We start from the raw sequence: 15562 nt of genomic DNA, 5'->3' as shown, positions 1-15562 counted from the left end.
ACCGGGCTCGCGTCCCGCTCAGGGCCGCTGACTGGAGCCGTCGGGTTTTGGTGTCGGTGATCTGTCTCGTGTCTGTGTTCACGCGACGGGGCCCTGTCTGTGGCTGGCTTTCGTGGTGAGGCGGGGGCTGGGGCCGGTCGCTCTGGCGGCGGGAGTGCGACCGGCCCGGCTTTCCTTTTCAGCCGTTCTTTTCTTTGTAGCGCTTGTGTGCGCCGTTGACCATTTCCATGTATTGAGGCATTCCCTTTGAGTCCAGTTCTTTTACGTAGGCGTCCCAGGTGGACAGGTCGCGCTTGCCTAGGATGAACTGGAGGGTGTTCTGTTGGACGTAGTCCTTCAGTGGGGCTTCCCAGAGGGTGGCTTTCTCGCGTTCGGCTTCGTTGAAGGGGGCGGGCGGCGGGAGTGGGACCACCTTTTTTGAGGCCATTTCTTCTTGGAACGTCACCTCTTCGGGGGTGTACATCGACCTGTACAGCTCTGTGCTTCCGCCGTAGGCGAAGACTCCGCCTTGGAAGCCGAAGTCTCTCTGCAGATTTTTGGGGGCGCCTGCGTTCATGCCGCCGAAGGCTATGTCGGACTTGAGGGTTCGTTTGCCTGCTGCGTCCTTGTCGTAGGTGACGCCTGGGACTCCCCATTTTGCGAACTCCATGCCTTCGGGGGAGTACCAGAGCCAGTCGATGAACTGCATCATCGCGACGAACTTGTCGTTCTGCAGGGCTTTGGCCGAGATCATCAGGCCGTTGTCCATCCGCGTTCCCCTCATGATGTCGCCCTTGGGGCCGGCTGGGACGCGGATCTTGGCCACTGTGGCGCCAGGGATCTTGGTGATGTTGGGCCGGTAGTCGTTGGCTATGTTCTGCGCGTTGCTGCTGATCGCGTAGGATTTGCCGCTGGCGAACTTCTGTTTGGCCTGGTCATCCTTCTGGGTGAAGCTCTCCGGGTCCATCAGGCCTTCGGCCACCAGCTTGTGGAAATACTCTATGAGCTGCCTGTACTCCGGGGTTGTGCCGGTGAAGTCGAAGGACTGCTTGTTCTCGTTCCAGCTGATGTTCTTGACGTAGCCCCAGTTGTCTCCGCCGTATGTGCCGAAGCCCTGTCCTACTTGATTGAGGATGCTCTTGCCTTCGAAGCGGTCGGAGAACGGGTAGACGTCCGGGTGCGCGGCCTTGATCGCCTTCAGCACTGTGTAGAACTCGTCCCAGGTTTTCGGGGCGGACAGGCCCAGGCGGGTCAGTTCGTCGGTACGGAACGCCACCGTGTAGTCCGGCTGGACTGTCTCAAGTACGCCGGGCAGGACATAGAACTTGCCGTCGTCCTGGCGCAGCGTGTTGAGTTCGGGCTGCAGCTTCCACTTCTCGATCTTGTCCTTGAGGTTGGGCATCAGGTCGATGTAGTCGCTGACCGGGAGGATCGCGCCGGAGGCGACAAAGGCCTCCTCCTGACCGGGGTAGGTCTTGGAGATGATCATCGGCGCGTTGCCTGAGCTGATGAGCAGGCCGCGCTTCTGGTCGTAGTCGCTGTAGGGCACGACCGTCGGCTCGATTTTCACGTTGGTGCGCTTGGTGATCTCCGACCACAGCAGCCAGTCGTTCTTGATCGGGTAGTGCGCCTGGTCGAGGTAGAGCAGGCTGACATTGATCGGTTCGGTCGCCTTGAACTGGCTTCCCGCCTTGTAGTCCGACATGGCCGCGACCCGTTTGCCGTCGAGATTGACGCCGCTTTCCGCCGAACCGTCGTCGCTGCACGCCGTTAACCCGGCGACGAGGCTGCCGGCCGCGAGGGCCAGCAGCACGCGCTTGCATTTCCTCATCATGCTCTCCTCAGTCGTCAACGTGCGGCGCGCTACTGCTTGACCGCGCCGAGCATCACGCCGGACACGAAATAGCGCTGGATGAACGGGTAGACCATGACGATCGGCAGCACTGTGAGCACCATCGTCACCGCCTTGATGTTGGCCGAGATGTGCACGGAGTCGGTCTCCACGGCACCGACGGATGTCGCGGAAGTGGCACCGTAGATCAGGTTCCGCAGGTACACCGTCACCGGGAACATGTCCGCCCGGTCGAGGTAGAGGAACGCGGAGAACCACGAGTTCCAGTTCGCGACCGCGTAGAACAGGATCATCGTCGCGAGCACGGCCTTGGACAACGGGAGCACGATCCGCAGCAGGATCCCGTAGCTGCTCAGCCCGTCGATCGCGGCGGCCTCCTCCAGTTCCTTGGGCAGGCTCTCGAAGAAGGACTTCATCACCAGCAGGTTGAACACGCTGATCGCGTTCGGCAGCACGACCGCCCAGATCGTGTTGGTCATCCCGAGGTTGTTGATCAGCACGTAGTTCGGGATCAGGCCGCCGTTGAAGAACATCGTGAACACCGCGATGCCCACGAGCAGGCCACGCCCTTTGAGATGGTGCTTCGACAACACGTAGGCGTAGATCGTGGTCAGCACGATCGAGATCGCCGTGGCCGTCACCGTGTAGAGAACTGTGTTGAAATAGCTGTTCCAGAAGGCCTCGTCGGACACCACCAGCTTGTATGTGTCCACATTGAACCCGCGTGGCCACAGGTTCACCTGCCCGGTACTGATGTAGTCCTCGCTGCTGAACGACTGCGCCACGATGTTGACGAACGGGTACAGCGTCACCACGACCACGGCGAGCAGCACGACGACGTTGACCGCGCGGAAGACCTTGTAGCCACGGGAGTCCTTCATCAGTGCCGAACGCCGAGGCTGCACCGGCCTGTCGAGCCGGGCCGCGAGGCTCTTGGGGTCGGTGGTCACCACAGGCTTGTCCCCACTGTTCGGCGCGAGATCGCGTTCGCGGACAGGATCAGCGCCAGTCCGATGACCGACTCGAACAGGCCGATCGCCGCGGCGTAGCTGAAGTTGTTGGACACCAGGCCGACCCGGTACAGATACGTCGAGATCACGTCCGCTGTCGGGTAGGTCAGCGGGTTGTACAGCAACAGGATCTTCTCGAACCCCACCGCCATGAACGTGCCGGTGTTCAGGATCAGCAGCGTGACCATGGTCGGGCGGATGCCGGGCAGCGTGATGTGCCACGTCTGCTGCCAGCGGTTGGCGCCGTCGATCCTGGCCGCCTCGTACAGTTCTGTGTCGATTGTGGTGAGCGCGGCCAGATACAGGATCGTGCCCCAGCCGACCGTCTGCCAGACCTCCGAGGACACATAGATCGTGCGGAACCAGTCCGGCTCCTGGATGAACGAGACCGGGCCGGCGCCGAAGGCCTTCACGATCTGGTTGACCGTGCCCTCCACCGAGGTCAGCTGCATCACCATGCCGGCCACGATCACCAACGAGATGAAGTGCGGCAGGTAGGACACCGTCTGGACGAACCGCTTGAAGTACCGCGAGCGGACCTCGTTGAGCAGCAACGCGAGCACGATCGGCAGCGGGAAGCAGAACAGCAGGGTCAGCGCACCCAGAATGAGCGTGTTGCCGAACACGTGCCAGAAGTTCGGGTCCACGATGAACATCTTGAAGTAGCGCAGGCCCACCCAGGTCTCGCCGAACAGGTCCCCGCCCGGCACGAACTTGCGGAACGCGATGACGTTGCCGGCCATCGGCAGGTAACGGAAGACGAGGAAGAACGCGAGCGGCGCGAGCGCGAGCGTGTAGAGCTGCCAGTCCCGCTTCAGTGCCTTACGCCAGGTGCGGCGCTTCCGCGTTTTCACGGGCCTTGCCACAGGTTCGTCCACACCCGGGCCCGGCTCCCGGACTGTGATCGTCATCTGCGCGGCACCTCCTCGTGCTGCGTGACAACGGTTGTGGTCACCCACTGCCTGGTGTGGTCAACCTCCCGCAACGGCCCGGCCAGCTTGAGGTCCACTGTGGAATGCACGTCGGCACTGGACCGAGACACACGCAATTGCACCGAGCCTGGCTCGACCACGCGTTGGCCGCCGATGCCGGTGAAGGACGTCACGTCAGCCGGGACCCGGAAGGTGATTGTGGCGGTCGCGTGGCCGTCCAGCCGGACCTTGGCGTACCCCACGAGCCGCACGACCGGACGGGTGACCTGCGCAACCGGGTCGTGCAGGTACAGCTGGACGACGTCCGCACCGGCCTGGGAACCAGGGTTGTGCACGTCCAGTTCGATCTCGATCTCGCCGTTGGTGTTCCAGTCCTCGTCGCTGTGACGCGGTTGCGACCATTCGAACGTCTCGTAGCCGAGTCCATGTCCAAACGGGAACGGCGACGTTGGATCTACATTGGACACACCGCTGCGATGCCCCAGCGGAGCCGACAGGTAAGTCCCAGGCTGACCGGATGGATGGGCCGGGATGCTGACCGGCAGCCGCCCGGACGGCGCGACCACGCCGGTCAGGACGTCGGCGATCGCCTGGCCGCCCAGCTGTCCAGGGAAGAAGGTCTGCACGGTCGCGGCCGCACGAGTCGCCAGATCGCCAATGGCGTATGGCCGGCCGGTGAGCAACAGCAGCACCACGGGCGTCCCGGCCGCGACCAGGAACCGGACAAGATCCTCCTGGACACCAGGTAACACGAGATCGGTCGCGTCGCACCCCTCCCCTGACGTCCCACGCCCGAACAGGCCAGCGATGTCACCCACCGCGACAACGCAGACATCAGCTTCCGTGGCCGCTTGGACGGCTTCACCGAAGCCCTCCTGCCCTGTTCCCATGACCTCGCAACCGCGGGCATAGCTGACGTTCTGCGAGCCGAGAGCCGCACGCAGCGCCGAGAGCACCGTCGGGATCTCCAGGCCCAGACCAGCCTCGGGATGGTGCACGCCGATGTGCGCGGGGAACGAATAACAGCCGAGCATCGCCATCGGATCGTCCGCCAACGGACCGATAACCGCGACCTTCGCTCCTGGTCTCAGCGGAAGAATCGCGTCCTTATTGGACAATAGAATCACTGACTCCCGCGCTAGCTTGAGCGCGACCTCGCGCGCTGGCGCCGTGTCCAGTTCCAGATCGTCAACGCCGTCAGGCAGCGGCGTCCAGCCCGGGTCCAGCAGGCCGAGCTCGATCTTCTGCCGGAGCACACGTCGCGCTGCCCGGTTGACCAGCTTTTCGTCGATATCGCCGCGCGTGACGGCATCCAGCAGCGGCGCGCCATAGCAACACACAGTGGGAAGTTCGACATCGACGCCCGCGGCGAGCGCGAGCGCGGCTGCGTCGGCCTCGTCCTCGGCCACCCCGTGCAAAGTCTGCAGGAACTTGACCGCGAAGTAGTCGGAGACAAGGGTTCCCTCGAAACCCCAGGTCCCCCGCAGCAGTTCGGTGAGCAGCCGGGGATCGGCCGCGGACGGCACACCGTCGATCTCCGAGTACGAATGCATGACCGACCGCACGTGCCCATCCCGGACCGCCATCTCGAACGGCGGCAGGATCACATCCGCGAGCTCGCGCGATCCCATCGACACCGGCGCGTGGTTGCGCCCGGCTCGCGACGCCGAATACCCCGCCAAATGCTTGAGGGTGGCCACAATGCCTGACTCCTGCAAACCCTGCACGTAGGCAGTACCGACTGTGCCAACGAGATAAGGGTCCTCGCCGATGGTCTCCTCGACACGGCCCCAGCGGTAGTCACGCGTGACGTCCAGAACGGGCGCCAAGCCCTGGTGCACCCCGGCGGCCCGCATCGAACTGCCGATCAGCGTGGCCATCTCGGCCACCAGCCCGGGATCGAAACCAGCGCCCCACGCGAGTGGAACCGGGTAGGCGGTGGCCTGCCACGCGGCGAAACCTGCCAGGCATTCCTCATGGACCAGAGCCGGAATGCCGAATCTGCCGGCGGCGACCACCTGTTCCTGCGACGCCGCGAGCGAGCGCGCCCCGGCCGCCGGGCCGACCGGTTTGGTACCGAACGGGCGGGTGAGCTGGCCGAGTCCGGAGGCGATCACATCGGCCCAGATCACGGGCTCTTCGGTCATGTCCGACTGGTGCGGGGCGACCCCCGCGCCCGACGGATCGGCGCCCACCCACACCCCCACCAGTTGGGCGAGCTTCTCGCGGAGCGTCATCGCGGCGATGAGCGCGTCCACCCGCTCGTCGACCGGCAGGCGCACGTCACGCCAGACAGGAACTGCCGGCTGGGCGTTCGTCGTCCCGTTCGTCATCGAGCAGGCGCCTCCGCTTCACGTCCTCGTGAGAGCCGAAACTATCGCAACACGTTCCGATAGACGGCCCGGTCTGTGAGACCGTAAGCTCATCAACACACTGCGTCAACATCTAGTTTTCCCGGGCCCACACGAATCCGCTGGCGTCACAACATCGAAAGACCTACGCCCAGCGCCCGAAACTTTAGGAAAGAGGGGGCGTTGTGACCATGTCATCGGAGCCCGGCGAGCGGAAAGGCCAGGTCTCCATCGCGTCGATCGCGGCCGAGGCGGGCGTGTCGATCCCGACCGTCTCGAAGGTGCTCAACGGCAGGCCGCACGTTGCCCCAGACACTCGTGCCCGGGTCGAAAGCGTCATCGAGCAGCACCAGTACCGTCGCAGGCGGGCACGCCAGTCATCCCGGCCGGCCTTGATCGACCTCGTCTTCCACGAAATGCACTCCGCATGGGCAACCGAGATCATCCGTGGGGTCGAGCAGGCGGCCGCCACCCAACGCGCGGCGGTCGTGCTGTCCGAGCTCGGCGGTGAGCACCGGCCACGCCGGGAGTGGTTCGAAGACCTGCTCGCCCGCCGCCCTCTTGGCGTCATCCTGGTCCTGGCCGAGCTGGACGCCGAACAGCGCCACCAGTTGACCACGCGCAACATCCCGTTCGTTCTCGTTGACACAGCAGGAGAACAGCCACCAGGCGTACCCACGGTCGGGTCGGCGAACTGGGCAGGCGGCCTGGCGGCCACCCGCCACCTGCTCAGCCTCGGGCACCGCCGGATCGCGGTCATCTCCGGGCCGACCGACATGCTGTGCAGCCGGGCCAGAGTCGACGGCTACCGCAGCGCACTGGAGGAGGCGAGCGTCGCGATCGCCCCGGATTTCGTGCGCTACGGCGACTTCTACGTGCACGGCGGGTACAGCCACGGGCTCGACCTGCTCAGGCGCGCGGACCGGCCGACAGCCATCTTCGCCGGATCGGATTTCCAGGCGCTCGGGGTCATGCGCGCGGCACGTGAACTGGGTCTGTCCATTCCGGACGATCTGTCCATCGTGGGCTACGACGACCTGCCGGTCACCGAATGGATCGGCCCGCCGTTGACCACCGTGCGCCAGCCGTTGCGCGAGATGGCGACCACGGCCGCCCAGATGGTGTTCACCCTGGCGAACGGCGAACGCCCGGCCAACGAACGGATCGACCTCGCCACCGAACTGATCGTGCGAGCGAGCACAAGCGCGCCTCGCGCCTGACCCTGCCGGTGAAGGCCACCTCGAAACTGCCCGAGGTGGCCTTCACCGAATCCAGGACCTACTCCCTGACGTGACGGCGGCGGCTGGCGAAGATCAGCACGCCACCTCCGCCCAGGAGCAGAACCGCCAAGTGTGATCAGGCCCCCGACGGCCGCACCCGTGTGCGACAGCCACCCCGGCTTGGGCGGGGCAGGTGGCTCGTGGCCACCGACGTAACCGGCATCGAGCGTGAAGTCCTCCCGATGGCCCGGGCCCAGTTCAGCCGGACGGGTGCAGCCAGTGGTCGTGTCGGCCGCGGAGTCCTTTCCATTGTGGCCGGCGGCGTCGGCCTTGGTGAGCGTGTATCCGGCGTACTCGTCCGGCAGGTCCTTCACCGGGAAGCACAGGCCCTGCGCAGGACGCGCTCCGACGGGGAGCGAAAGGAACCCGGAGAGCAGGCCGCGATGTGAAGAAGCCCGAACGGGTATCCACGACAACACTGTCCCAAACCAACAGTGCCGACTGTTCACCGTTTCGGGTCAATCCGCCCACAAAGGATGATCACCTAGCGGCGTTTCCGGCAGCCTTTCCCTGGCGCCCACATCCCGGAATCACCCTTCCGGGAAACAGGTCACCCACCGGGCGAATTCCACTAAAGTCCTATCCGGACAGTTGGGGCATCGCGCTGAACGGGGCCGCTCCAGGCGTGAAGCCGAACGAAGCGTCGGCCTCGGCGGCACCGATCCGGGCCTCGACCTGTCGCAGATCACCACTGCCGGCCACCCAGTAACGCAGGCGCGGCCCCGCCTTGCCCGCGGCCCGCGGTCCTTCGAAGACGTCGACCGGCGTACCGTCCACTGTGTCCGACCGAAGCCAGCGCGCACCGCTTTGCCGGAGTATCTGGGCGTTGTCAGGGCGGTCGTTGCCAAGGTCGAGCAGGAGCGCCAGCGCCGTGTCGAGTTCTCCGCCGGTCGCCTGGATCGGGCGCAGCCGCCATTGACCCGCAGGCGGCGGATCACTCGCTTCGGTCGCACCGGCCAGGAAGGCCAGCCCACGCCGGCTCCACTGCAGGACACCAGCCGAGCCGTAGCCGACACCTCCGTCCGTGCGCAATGTGCCGTAACCGATGCCCCGGAGGTAGTCGATCCGGCCCGCCAGTTCGAGCGTGCCGGCGGCGGAGGGAAGCCGGCCTCGGAACGCGACGACCTGGTGGTCGTGGTTGGTGAACCGGACCACCGCCAGGAGCTCGGCCTGCTCCTGGGTCAGCGGATGCGGCTCGGGAGCCGACGTGCACCCCGTCAGTATCAGCACCGATGCGGCAAGCGCCGCCTGAAACGTCCTCATCGGACGGCCAGCAGGTTCGTCCCGGGCACACCGATCGCGGCCACGTCCACCGGTCCGGGCAACCCGGCCGCGGACGAAGGCGGAGCATGCTCGGCGCCTGGCATACCCGGCTGGGGCGGCGGCGCCGCGACGGCCGGAAACGGCACCCCTCGTGGCGGGTTCATCCGCGGCAGAGGCGCCGACGGCTGTGCGCCGGCAGGAACCGGACAGACCTGAATCAGTCCATTCGGGACAAGAGTGGCAAGGATGTTGTCCTGAAGACAGTTCCCGTCACGCGGGGCTCGCGCGGACGCGGCGAAAGCCACATCGATACCGTTACCGGCGAGAACGTTGCCGATCAGGCGGTTGCGTAGCGGTGGAAGGTCGATGGCCGAGCCGAGCACGATCCCGGCAGCCGGGTTGCCCTCGACCCGGTTGCGGGCGACGAGGTCGTCCGTACCGCCGGCGATCCCGATACCGATCCCGAACCCGCCCTCGGCCTGCGCGGGCGACTCGGGCTCGGCGTTGCCGGACAGCAGGTTGCCGACCACCGTCGCACCGCTCTGCGGCACCAGCGCCTCCTGGTAGTCCGAATTGGACGTCAGCCCGACACGGTTGCCGGAGAACCTGTTGCGCAGGACGTACAGGTCACCCGAGGCATTCGTGGCCTCGTAGCCGACAGCGTTGCGTTCGGCGATGTTGTCCCGGACTGCGATGTCGCACGGACGGCACTGGCCGACGTAGATCCCGGAGTCCGCACTGCCCGAGGCGTAGCTCCGCTCGATCACGCCGTGCTGCGCGTCGAAGGCGTAGATGCCGTAGAGGCCGTTGTTCGCGGCAGTCACATAGGACACCCTGAACCCCTGCAAGGGCGGGAACTTCTCGGGGTCCAGCCTGGTGTACTCGTTACTGCCCTTGGCCAGCCCGTCGCCACCGTCGGACATCCCGGTGACCAGGACCCCGTTGAGCGTGTTGGCCTGCACAGTGAGGTTCTCGACCGACACACCGGGCGCGCTCACCACGACACCGTTGGCGCGGCGGATCTCCCCGTCGATCACCACCGCGTTACGGTCGGTCCCGCGCAGGGTGACCCCGGCCGTCCTGAGCCGCACGGTCTCGGTGTACCGGCCCGGAGAGACCAGGATCAGGTCACCGGGCTCCGCCGCCTCCGCGGCGCCGGATATCGCGGCGTAGTTCTGCGGAACCCGCAGCGTCGAGGGACCGGCGCCCTCCGGCACACCGCACCCGGCCAGACCGGCACAGGTAAGCAGGACAACGAGCGCAAGGGGAGGAACGCGGAGCACGGCACACAGCGTGCCGCACTCCGCGACCCTGAACTCCGGCGTTCCCCCAGCCAGGTATACAAATTCGCTCTTTCAGGGGGCGTGCGGACGCGAGGCACAGCAGATGGGCATCATGGCCGCCATGGTCTCCTCTGCCGGCCTGTCGCGCCGCCGCCTTCTGGCCGCCGGGACCGCGTCAACAGCGGGCCTGCTCGCCGGGCCTTGCATCCCGGCCGCGTCCGCACCGGGCGCGATCAGCGAACCGGACGACGTCGTAGCGGCCCACGGCGAGCACCAGGCCGGAATCGTCCGGCCACGCATATCCCAGCGACACTGCGCGGTCGTGGTCTGCGATCTGTCTACTTCGGACGTCCGGGCCATGCTCGCGGTGCTGAAGCCGGGGTCAGGCCGGTCGGCTGGTCCAAGTGGAGGAGTGTCCTGCGGCGCGCCACCGGCTACAGTGCGATCCTGGGAGCGCTCCCAGAACAGGAGCGTAGCCTCGCGCACTCGTCATGACACCTCAACGAGGAGGCCGGGATGACGCCGCGAATCATGCCCCGCGTTGCATTGGCAACGGTTGTCGCCCTTGTGGTGGTGATCGCGGGCTCCGTGTCGCCACGGCCCTGGATCTCGGCAGCCGCGACACTGACAGGCAATGCCACCCATTTCGACGGACTCGGCGCACCCTATGGCGGCTGCGGACTGCCCCAAGCGGTCCTGGACTCGCAGGATTTCGTGGCGCTCAACGTGTACAACACACCTCGCGACTACAGCTTCTATCCCCGGCCACTGCCTGCCTCACAGGCCAGCAAGATCGGCCTGTGGGACAACGGTCGCAACTGCGGGCGGTTCATACAGGTGACGATCGGCGACTACTGCACGGGCACCAATGACGGTGCGCCCGGACAACCGTTCTGCCGCAACGGGTCCTGGATCAGTGACAAGTACAACGACGCGACGCTGACCATGGTGGTGGCCGACAGTTGCGGCGACGCCAACGCATGGTGCCGCGACGACCCGAACCACCTCGATCTGGTCACCTCGTCGCTCAACAGGTTCACCAAGAACGGCGTCCCGGTCGGCGATCTCAACCCAGGACACTGGAACAACCGCCACGTCTCCTGGTCTTTTGTGCCGAGCCCGAACTACACCGGCGACCTGCGGCTGGGCTTCCTGCAGGGTGCGCAGCGGTACTGGCCGGCCATCGCGGTCTCCCATCTGCCCAACGGCATCCACAGCGTGGAGTACCTCGGCGCGAACGGCACCTGGCAGCAGGCCAAGCCCAACAGCGACATGGGCCAGGCGTTCATCATCGGCCCCACCACCAGCGCCGGGACCTCCTACCAGATCCGGGTGCGAGACGCTTCGGACGCGTTGCTCAACAACGGCCGTGTCTACAGTTTCACGTTGCCGAGCCAGTGCGCGAACAGCTGTTCCGCGGCGTACACGAGCGTCGGCTACACCACCGGCAGCAGCCACTGATTGACACCCAAACGTCGTAAATGCTATGCCTATCTGGGAGCGCTCCCAGATTCCTTCACCCTGCGACCACAAAGATGAAGGAGAGATCTCTTGCGACAACGACGCAACGGCGCGTCCCTTGCCGCTGTGATGGGTTTGGTCGTGGCCGGCGCCGTACTGGCCCTGCCACCCACCACCGCACAGGCGCACGGCGGAATGACGTTCCCCTCCACCCGGACCCATGCCTGCTATGTCGACGGGAAAGCGGGTGGTGGCGGTGATCTGAATCCGCAGAACCCGGCGTGCAAGGCCGCGGTCGCCATCGGCGGCAAGCAGCCGTTGTGGGACTGGTTCGGCAACCTGATCAGCAACGCGGGCGGCCGGCACCGCGAGATCATTCCGGACGGCAAGCTGTGTGGCCCGACAGCCAAGTACGACGGCTACAACCTGGCCCGCACGGACTGGCCGACCACTCAACTGCTGTCCGGCGCAGCGATCACATTCCGGTACAACGCCTGGGCGCCCCACCCCGGCACCTGGAGCCAGTACGTCACCCGGGACGGCTGGAACCCCAACCAGCCGTTGAAGTGGTCGGACCTGGAATCGCTGCCCTTCAACAGCGTCACCAACCCGCCGATCAACGGCAGCGGCCCGGAAGGCGCCGAGTACACGTGGGCGGGCACCCTGCCGGTCAAGTCCGGCAGGCACATCATCTACTCGATCTGGCAGCGGTCCGACAGCCCCGAGGCGTTCTACAACTGCTCCGACGTGAACTTCGGCGGCGGCAGCGGACCACCTGACACCCAGCCGCCCGGTGCCCCCGGAACGCCGGCCGTCAGCAACATCACCGGCACATCGGCCACACTGAACTGGGCCGCCGCAACCGACAACATCGGCGTCGTCGGGTATGACGTGTACCGCAGGACCGGCACCACCGACACGCTCGTCTCTTCGACCGGCAGCACGACATCCGCCCTCAGCGGACTGTCGCCGTCGACCGCGTACAGCTACTTCGTCGTGGCCAAGGACGCCGCCGGAAACCGCTCCCAACCGTCCACAGTGGTCAATTTCACCACCACGTCGACCCCACCGGCAGGAAACTGCCGCGTCGGCTACACCACGCCCAGCCAGTGGCCCAGTGGCTTCACCGCGAGCGTGAAGATCACCAACACCGGCTCGGCCGCCATCGACGGCTGGACGTTGAAGTGGACCTACGCCGACGGGCAGAAGGTGACCAGCGCGTGGAACGCCCAGGTCACCCAGCCGACGACCGAGGTCACGGCACAGAACTCCAACTCCAACCGTGTCATCGCCGCGAACGCGACCGTCGAGTTCGGATTCAACGGATCGTTCTCCACGGCGAACACCGCACCAACCGCGTTCACGCTCAACGGAACGAGTTGCACCACCTCCTGACGGACGACCTGTGGGCTGGGCATGCCAAGGCGTGCCCAGCCCGAAGGAAGGATCGACATGTGGCGGTTCCTCGTCGCCGTGGCGGCTGTATCCCTGCTGGCCGGCTGCTCCGGTGAGCCGCAGCACGGCAACCATCATGCCGCACCGGGCAGTTCCGGCACCGCGGCACTTGGCCGGCATCTCACCTCGTTGAACGATGTGTCCACATGGGTGCAACAGTCCACCGACGAATGCGACAACGTCGAACCGGCGTCCAAAGAGGAACTCGCCGACTATCTCGGTCCGCAGCGGTACTCCTGGTACGAGCCGTTCGTCGCGGAGTGGGCGACGTGCTCGGTGAAGCCGTACGCCAAGCTGGGCCTGGTCGTGTTCAAACCGGGCCGGCAGCGGGCTCTGCAGGAGTTCTGGCAACGTGGAATGTCGGCCGGGCAGCTGTCGGACAACCCGGACTGGGCCTTCGGCAACGGATTCGCGGTCACCGCGGGGGAACTCGGCATCGAACGCCTCGGCCTGCGCTACCTGTGGTGCAGGCCGGTCGACATCCCCAATGCCGACACGGTGGCAGCTGACGTCGATGGTTGTACCTTCGTCACCTGGAATCACCACTGAATAGGCCTGCCGTCCACTGAGGACGGCAGGCGCTTGTTCGTCTAGCGGCAGCCTGCGTCGTTCAAAGCGAACGCCGCAGGCGGGGTATTGGGTCCGTTGCGCGACGCGATGAACCCGAAGTTCACCGACTTGCCTGCCTCGATGACCGCGTTCCAGTTCGCGTTGGCGGCCGAGACCGTCGAACCGTCCTGGGTCACAGTGGCATTCCACGCGCTGGTGACCTTCTGCCCGTCCGCGTACGCCCACCGCAGCCGCCAGCCATTGATCGGCGTGGTGCTGTTGTTGGTGATCGTGACCGACGCGGTGAATCCGTAGCCCCACTCGGACTGCACCTGGTAGCTGACAGTACAGTTCAGCTTGCGTGCGAAGCCGACTTTGTGCAGCTGCCCGGGCAGATCGTTGACCAGGTAGATCTCTCCGGCGGCATCCGTGCCGAAACCCGTCACCTGGATGGGGAGCTCGCCGATCCTGGCCTGTGCGTACGTTCCGTCGGAGTTCTTGCGCAACGCCCACGCCGGGTTGGTGCAATAGTCCGAGGCGAGATACGTACCGGCAGCCACATCGGCGTAACGCGACCCCCGATAGACGACCCCGCCGATCACCGCGCACCCGTCGACAGAGGTGGGATAGGTGAACACCGGGTCGGTGTACACGGTTGCAGGCGTGCACCGGCTGGCATCGAAGACCTGCCGGCCTTCCCGGCAGGACCACCCGAAGTTCGCACCACCCGCACCGGCCGCCAGGTGGTCGATCTCTTCGACCGCGCCCTGACCGACATCCCCGATCCACAACGACCCATCGGCCGGATCCACTGAGAACTTCCACGCGTTGCGCAGGCCGTACGCCCAGATCTCCCCTCGCGCACCCGCCGTGCTGACGAACGGGTTCGTCGGCGGTATGCAGTACGGAAGCGCACCACACGTGCGGCTGACATCCAGCCGAAGAATCTTGCCCAGCAACGTATCCAGACGCTGGCCACTACGGAACGGATCGCCCGCGTCCCCGCCGTCACCGATCGACCAGTAGAGCAGGCCATCGGACCCGAACGCCAGCTGGCCACCGTTATGGTTCCAGTACGTGGCGTGTTCCTGAGTCAGCAACTCCTCGACTCGCCCGTCCGTCAACCGGTATCGGGCCAATGTGACCGCACTGTCAGGAACCCGGGTGTAGGCCAGATAGAGCGACTGATCCTGTGTGAAGGCCGGGGACACAGCGATTCCCAGCAGCCCTCGCTCGTTCCCGGTCTCACTCACCCGGTCCTGGATGCTGAACAGCGGCGCCGTCGCCAGCCCGGTATCCGGATGGAAAACCCTTACCGTGCCGGACTTCTCAGTGATGAACAGCCGTCCGCTACCGTCCTTCGGTGCCACGATCGCCGTCGGCCGGCGCAGTCCGAAGGCCACCTGAGTAGTCGTGACGGTGATCTGGTCCAGCGATGGAGGCGCCGCCACCACAGCACTTCGCGCCTCGGCCGGTGCTTGCGCGCAGCCGAGCAGCACGGCCGCGACGATCATGCCTCGACAACTTCGTTGATGTCGCCACATGGTTCACTCCCATACTCGCAGGGACTCCCCAAACTTTCTGGGAGCGCTCCCAGACTGGCTCGGTGCCGCACCGCTTGTCAATCATGGTTCGGCCCTGGGGCGGACTCGCTGTGGCTCTTCCGGCTCATCACCGATAGGCCGGACAACGCAACCATGGCCCGGACAGTGTCGTTGCCGGGTCAGGCGGCCCACGATAGCCGCATGGCCAAACCTTCTGTGATCCGGCGATTAGCCGGGCTTTGCATGGCCGCTGTCGCGGCACTTGCCCTGACCATGATCACTACAATCCCCGCCAGTGCTCAGAGCACGGCGCCACAATTGACTGCCAGTGCACTGAGCGTGGTCAATCCTGGCAATCAGCGGTTCGTCGAGTTCGATCCGGTCCGCCTTCAGATCACGGCGACCGGCGGTGCACCGGCGTACACGTGGTCGGCGACCGGACTGAGCCGGTGGCTGGGTATCAACGCGTCGACGGGCGTGATCTCCGGAATCGCGTCGGCCGGCATCTACACCGTGACAGTCACCGCGACGGACACAGCCGGGTCGTCGAGCAGTGCGACCTTCACCATCCAGGTGCCCCGGGAGTGCCGTACCTGCTGAGCA

The 15562-nt window shown here is 65.7% G+C and carries 14 protein-coding genes; 6 read left to right on the top strand and 8 right to left on the bottom strand.

Features of this window, described 5'->3' with window-relative positions:
- Positions 1-178 precede the first annotated feature (178 nt).
- From JOF56_RS26320 to JOF56_RS26305, 4 genes are read right to left on the bottom strand one after another with little or no spacing between them, the layout of a single operon-like run.
- Complete coding sequence (locus JOF56_RS26320; protein ID WP_245378408.1) at positions 179-1810, bottom strand: ABC transporter substrate-binding protein; 1632 nt, start codon at positions 1808-1810, stop codon at positions 179-181.
- A 32-nt stretch (positions 1811-1842) separates the two neighbouring features.
- Complete coding sequence (locus tag JOF56_RS26315; RefSeq protein ID WP_307855264.1) at positions 1843-2784, bottom strand: carbohydrate ABC transporter permease; 942 nt, start codon at positions 2782-2784, stop codon at positions 1843-1845.
- Entirely contained in the window at positions 2778-3752 is a 975-nt protein-coding gene (locus tag JOF56_RS26310; RefSeq protein ID WP_209642179.1) for an ABC transporter permease, read from the bottom strand. Before JOF56_RS26310 ends, JOF56_RS26315 begins: the two co-directional genes overlap by 7 nt.
- Positions 3749-6106 carry a beta-xylosidase/alpha-l-arabinosidase gene (locus tag JOF56_RS26305; protein WP_209642178.1) on the bottom strand — a complete coding sequence of 786 codons (2358 nt, stop codon included), beginning with the start codon at positions 6104-6106 and terminating at the stop codon, positions 3749-3751. Before JOF56_RS26305 ends, JOF56_RS26310 begins: the two co-directional genes overlap by 4 nt.
- A 209-nt stretch (positions 6107-6315) precedes the next feature.
- On the opposite strand from JOF56_RS26305, the gene JOF56_RS26300 reads away from it, so the two are divergent.
- Complete coding sequence (locus JOF56_RS26300) at positions 6316-7344, top strand: LacI family DNA-binding transcriptional regulator (RefSeq protein ID WP_209648490.1); 1029 nt, start codon at positions 6316-6318, stop codon at positions 7342-7344.
- 200 nt (positions 7345-7544) lie between these two features.
- Positions 7545-7793, top strand: coding sequence for a hypothetical protein (locus JOF56_RS26295; protein ID WP_209642177.1), 249 nt, complete (start codon positions 7545-7547; stop codon positions 7791-7793).
- Positions 7794-7983: 190 nt separating this feature from the next.
- Here the strand turns inward: JOF56_RS26295 and JOF56_RS26290 are convergent, their stop codons facing one another.
- The 3 genes from JOF56_RS26290 to JOF56_RS26280 all read right to left on the bottom strand — a co-directional run bounded on the left by JOF56_RS26290 (position 7984) and on the right by JOF56_RS26280 (position 10436).
- Positions 7984-8667 carry a hypothetical protein gene (locus tag JOF56_RS26290; RefSeq protein WP_209642176.1) on the bottom strand — a complete coding sequence of 228 codons (684 nt, stop codon included), beginning with the start codon at positions 8665-8667 and terminating at the stop codon, positions 7984-7986.
- The gene (locus JOF56_RS26285) at positions 8664-9950 is read right to left on the bottom strand and encodes a NosD domain-containing protein (protein ID WP_209642175.1); all 1287 of its coding nucleotides are present in this window, start codon (positions 9948-9950) and stop codon (positions 8664-8666) included. The genes JOF56_RS26290 and JOF56_RS26285 overlap by 4 nt, the downstream gene beginning before the upstream one ends.
- Before the next feature lie 72 nt (positions 9951-10022).
- On the bottom strand, positions 10023-10436 hold the full coding sequence (locus JOF56_RS26280; RefSeq protein WP_209642174.1) for a hypothetical protein: 414 nt from the start codon (positions 10434-10436) through the stop codon (positions 10023-10025).
- Between the two features lie 30 nt (positions 10437-10466).
- On the opposite strand from JOF56_RS26280, the gene JOF56_RS26275 reads away from it, so the two are divergent.
- From JOF56_RS26275 to JOF56_RS26265, 3 genes are all read left to right on the top strand, one after another.
- Positions 10467-11411: an RlpA-like double-psi beta-barrel domain-containing protein gene (locus JOF56_RS26275; protein WP_245378407.1), complete on the top strand. Its 945-nt coding sequence runs from the start codon at positions 10467-10469 to the stop codon at positions 11409-11411.
- 90 nt (positions 11412-11501) lie between these two features.
- Positions 11502-12806: a lytic polysaccharide monooxygenase gene (locus JOF56_RS26270; RefSeq protein ID WP_245378406.1), complete on the top strand. Its 1305-nt coding sequence runs from the start codon at positions 11502-11504 to the stop codon at positions 12804-12806.
- A gap of 57 nt (positions 12807-12863) precedes the next feature.
- Positions 12864-13415, top strand: coding sequence for a hypothetical protein (locus JOF56_RS26265; protein ID WP_209642173.1), 552 nt, complete (start codon positions 12864-12866; stop codon positions 13413-13415).
- A 41-nt stretch (positions 13416-13456) separates the two neighbouring features.
- Here JOF56_RS26265 and JOF56_RS26260 read toward each other — a convergent pair whose 3' ends face one another.
- Entirely contained in the window at positions 13457-14929 is a 1473-nt protein-coding gene (locus tag JOF56_RS26260; RefSeq protein ID WP_245378405.1) for a PQQ-dependent sugar dehydrogenase, read from the bottom strand.
- Between the two features lie 231 nt (positions 14930-15160).
- On the opposite strand from JOF56_RS26260, the gene JOF56_RS26255 reads away from it, so the two are divergent.
- Positions 15161-15559, top strand: a complete 399-nt coding sequence (locus JOF56_RS26255) for an Ig domain-containing protein (protein ID WP_245378404.1) — start codon at positions 15161-15163, stop codon at positions 15557-15559.
- Positions 15560-15562 lie beyond the last annotated feature (3 nt).

The organism is Kibdelosporangium banguiense, assembly GCF_017876405.1.
Lineage (GTDB): Bacteria > Actinomycetota > Actinomycetes > Mycobacteriales > Pseudonocardiaceae > Kibdelosporangium > Kibdelosporangium banguiense.
This window is presented reverse-complemented; position numbering and strand designations above follow the sequence as displayed.

Bases quoted from the DNA above. Each gene is read 5' to 3' on its own strand.
- JOF56_RS26320 (WP_245378408.1), bottom strand. From the start codon at position 1,810: ATGAGGAAATGCAAGCGCGTGCTGCTGGCCCTCGCGGCCGGCAGCCTC.
- JOF56_RS26310 (WP_209642179.1), bottom strand. From the start codon at position 3,752: ATGACGATCACAGTCCGGGAGCCGGGCCCGGGTGTGGACGAACCTGTG.
- JOF56_RS26305 (WP_209642178.1), bottom strand. From the start codon at position 6,106: ATGACGAACGGGACGACGAACGCCCAGCCGGCAGTTCCTGTCTGGCGT.
- JOF56_RS26300 (WP_209648490.1), top strand. From the start codon at position 6,316: ATGTCATCGGAGCCCGGCGAGCGGAAAGGCCAGGTCTCCATCGCGTCG.
- JOF56_RS26290 (WP_209642176.1), bottom strand. From the start codon at position 8,667: ATGAGGACGTTTCAGGCGGCGCTTGCCGCATCGGTGCTGATACTGACG.
- JOF56_RS26275 (WP_245378407.1), top strand. From the start codon at position 10,467: ATGACGCCGCGAATCATGCCCCGCGTTGCATTGGCAACGGTTGTCGCC.
- JOF56_RS26265 (WP_209642173.1), top strand. From the start codon at position 12,864: ATGTGGCGGTTCCTCGTCGCCGTGGCGGCTGTATCCCTGCTGGCCGGC.
- JOF56_RS26260 (WP_245378405.1), bottom strand. From the start codon at position 14,929: ATGATCGTCGCGGCCGTGCTGCTCGGCTGCGCGCAAGCACCGGCCGAG.
- JOF56_RS26255 (WP_245378404.1), top strand. From the start codon at position 15,161: ATGGCCAAACCTTCTGTGATCCGGCGATTAGCCGGGCTTTGCATGGCC.